Here is a 599-nt window from a genome sequence, read left to right as displayed (position 1 = left end):
ATGGTGGAGACTTTGATCAGTTTACTGGCGCTACCATTACGCCTCGAGCTGTCGTCAAAGCAGTCAGAAACACCGTAAACTACGTAAATCAATCTCGTGATGAGATTCTCAGCCAGCCACTAAACTGCGCAGGAGACAATCAATGAGCGAAAACAAACAATTGATGAAGAACGGCATGTGGAGCAACAACCCAGCATTGGTTCAGCTGCTCGGTTTATGTCCTCTACTCGCCGTTTCATCGACGATCACCAACGCGCTGGGTCTTGGTATTGCCACATTACTGGTACTAGTGGGGTCTAACGTAACGGTTTCACTGATCCGTAACTATGTTCCTAAAGAGATACGAATTCCGGTTTTCGTTATGATCATTGCGTCACTCGTAACCTGCGTCCAGCTATTAATGAATGCTTACGCTTACGGATTGTACCTATCACTGGGTATCTTTATCCCGTTGATCGTAACCAACTGTATCATCATCGGTCGCGCCGAAGCTTACGCTTCAAAAAATGATGTGTTTCCTGCCGCATTGGACGGCTTATGGATGGGACTGGGCATGACCAGTGTGCTAGTTGTGTTGGGCTCAATGCGCGAGCTTAGCG

General features: G+C 47.6%; 2 protein-coding genes. Both read left to right on the top strand.

Annotated features, from left to right (window positions below; translation table 11 throughout):
- On the top strand, window positions 1-146 hold a 146-nt coding region (locus tag R7R24_RS28580), incomplete at its 5' end, for an FMN-binding protein (RefSeq protein ID WP_318120440.1).
- A partial coding sequence (locus R7R24_RS28575; protein WP_318120439.1) for an electron transport complex subunit E occupies window positions 143-599 on the top strand: 457 nt, incomplete at its 3' end. The genes R7R24_RS28580 and R7R24_RS28575, both read left to right, overlap by 4 nt.

Source organism: Vibrio sp. 704 (assembly GCF_033339295.1).
This window is presented reverse-complemented; position numbering and strand designations above follow the sequence as displayed.